At 63.7% G+C, this 2,574-nt stretch carries 2 protein-coding genes; both read left to right on the forward strand.

The features are described 5' to 3' along the window. Nucleotides 1–180, forward strand: a 180-nt coding sequence (locus ACTUAL_RS31735; RefSeq protein ID WP_440902804.1) for a DUF1801 domain-containing protein, incomplete at its 5' end; no start/stop codon positions are given. A 370-nt stretch (nucleotides 181–550) separates the two neighbouring features. Further along, nucleotides 551–2,574 (forward strand): patatin-like phospholipase family protein (locus tag ACTUAL_RS31740; protein ID WP_440902805.1); only part of this gene is annotated, 2,024 nt, incomplete at its 3' end.

The raw sequence follows: 2,574 nt of genomic DNA on the forward strand, positions 1-2,574 counted from the left end.
AGCTTCTTTCTGATGAGCGGCTCCACGGTGGATGCACATCGCGAGCTGCTGTCGGGCTACGACACCAGCAAGGGCACCATCCGCTTTCGCCCCGACCAGCCGCTGCCCGACGCGCTGGTGCAGGCGCTGGTGCGGGCGCGCATCGCCGAGAACCGCGTCAGGGCCCGCCGCGCCGGCTGACGTCCTCGATCGACGGACGACAGCCGTCGATCGGGCACACCGCAGATATCCGCTCGGGAAAACACGCTCGCACGTTCACTCAGCCTCTCTATTGAAAGCAAATTCTTGTCAACGGCTCGATGGCGTTCCTATACTTCCCGTTCGCATGTTTTCTACCAATTCGTCAGAAGCCCTCCCTTCCCATAATCCTCGGAGGCCCTCAATGCGTACCCGCCCCTCGGTTGCGAGGCAGATTGGTGTCGTCTTCTCATTTTTGCTACTAGCTATACCCGCCGCCGCACAGATCAGCTTTGGAGAAGCCGGGAAGGTGGCGCAGCCGCTTGGGCTTTCGATTAGCGGCGGTATCAGCCTGGGATCGTACCAAGCTGGGGTGAACTATGGACTGCTTGAAGTTTACCGGCACGCGGCGTGGAACCCTGACTTCCAACACCACACCGAGATTCCCGTCTACCAGTTGCGAACAGTGACGGGCGCGTCAGCGGGCAACATCAACACTTTGCTGTGGGCGGTAGAGGCATGCACGGATTTGCGTATGCCGGGTGTGACGTACAGCAGCCCCAACCCGGACCAGAGCCTGTTCTGGCAGGTGTGGCTGGACATCGGCTGGGACCGGCTGTTCAACGAAAACAGCCCGGAGTTGGCGCTGTTCGACCGCAAAGCGCTTACCGACTCCGCTCGCCCTAAGTTGGAAACGCGGATGCGTGACCCGCGCTTGGTGGAGGGGTGCCAAGTGCCGGCCGGCATTACCCTGACGCGTCTCGCGCCGGACACATTGCCCCTGGCGGGGTTGAGCATCGAGACGCAGCGACACGTGACCGCGTTCACCGTACAGGTGGATCCGGAACCTGCCGCCGACGGCAGCCGCGTGCGCTTTCTCCAGGAAACCCGAATCCGTCCGGAAGACCAGTACTTTGGGCCCGTTGTGCGCCTGCAGCCGCACGACCGGGACATCGGGCTGCCCGACCTGCTGCAGGCGGTCAAGGCGTCGGCATCGTTCCCCGTCGCCTTCGCACCGGTGATGCTGAATGTGTGGTACGTGCGCGATGGAAAGCATGGGCTCCATCCATTCGTTGACGGCGGCGCTTTCGACAACAATCCCCTGGGGCTTGCCCGTGACCTGTATGGGCTGGATTCAGACTCGGACACGCTCGACATCCTGTACGTGAATCCTCGCCGGTACCGCAGCGATCTGGAGGTGTGGCGCCGGACGCAGGTGACGCCGGCTCCCAAAGGCGGCCTCGCGGCGGTGATGGCGCTGCTGTCCGGTGCCGTGCCCACAGCCCGGCAGTATGAGCTGCAGCTGGTGGCGCGTGAGCGCCTGCACCAAGCCGAGGTGCAGCAGTACCAAGAGGCGGTGGGTCTGCTGCAGCAGGAAGTGCGGCGGGTTACGGCGAACAACCCGTCTTCCGTGCGTGCGGAAGTCATGCAGGTACAGGCGCAGCTGCCCCGGCCCGGAGCGCGCGAGCGGCTTCTGCTTTCGTCCCGCGCGTATCCGGTACTGGGCGAGCACCTCTCGTCGTTTGCGGCGTTCCTGGCGCGACCAGGGCGGGAGTTCGACTTCTACGTGGGGATGTACGACGGGTTCTACATGACGCTGTCGGAGCACACGTGCGCGGACAGGGATAGCGACAGCCTCCGCCACGCATGCGTGGGCGACAACCTAGACGACCTGATTCGATCCGACAAAGTGGTGCGCGGGGCCGCACGGCAGGTGTTGGCTTGGCTGTATGAGCGCGAGTTCGGTCGGCCGGCGGGAGTGGATGCGCCAGCGGCCAATTTGCGCGAGGACCTAGTGGTGCAGCGTGCACTGTTCGATGCCCTGGGAACCCAATTCGCGCCCACCGACCCTGGCGATTGCATCGACGATCGCCTGGTCTTCCAGATGCTGTGCAACGACGGGATGTGGGACGTGTTGGAAGCGCTGCATAACACGCCGGAGGTGGCGTCGATAATCCACAGGTGGAGCTCGGACTGCGGAAACGCGGAACAGCCGACGTGCCGGTCTGAGCGTGTTTTTTGGAAATTGATCGACAATCCGATGACGGGTGCCACCACCACCGTGGATGAACTGCTGGATCGGCTGCGAGGTGTGGAGGTGCTCATGCGCAGGCAGCCGCCAGGCTCCGGAAAAGCCTATGTGGCACCCGTCACGGGCGGCCTGTGGCTGTTCTATTCCAGCCACCTGCGCTCGCGGCCCCTGTACGACCCGATTCCCAACTCGATTCCCGCGACCAGCCGCCTCCGTTTGTTCCCCATCTCGTACGTCGGGGCCAATCTGGGCACGTCGGGACTGGAGGCGCGCTGGCAGCCTACCTGGAACGTGGGAAACCCGGGCTTCCTTCGCGGTAACGCGATCGTGCACTACAATGGCCAGCCGATTCGCTCTGACGACCA

The sequence above is a fragment of the Actinosynnema sp. genome (genome assembly GCF_052038725.1).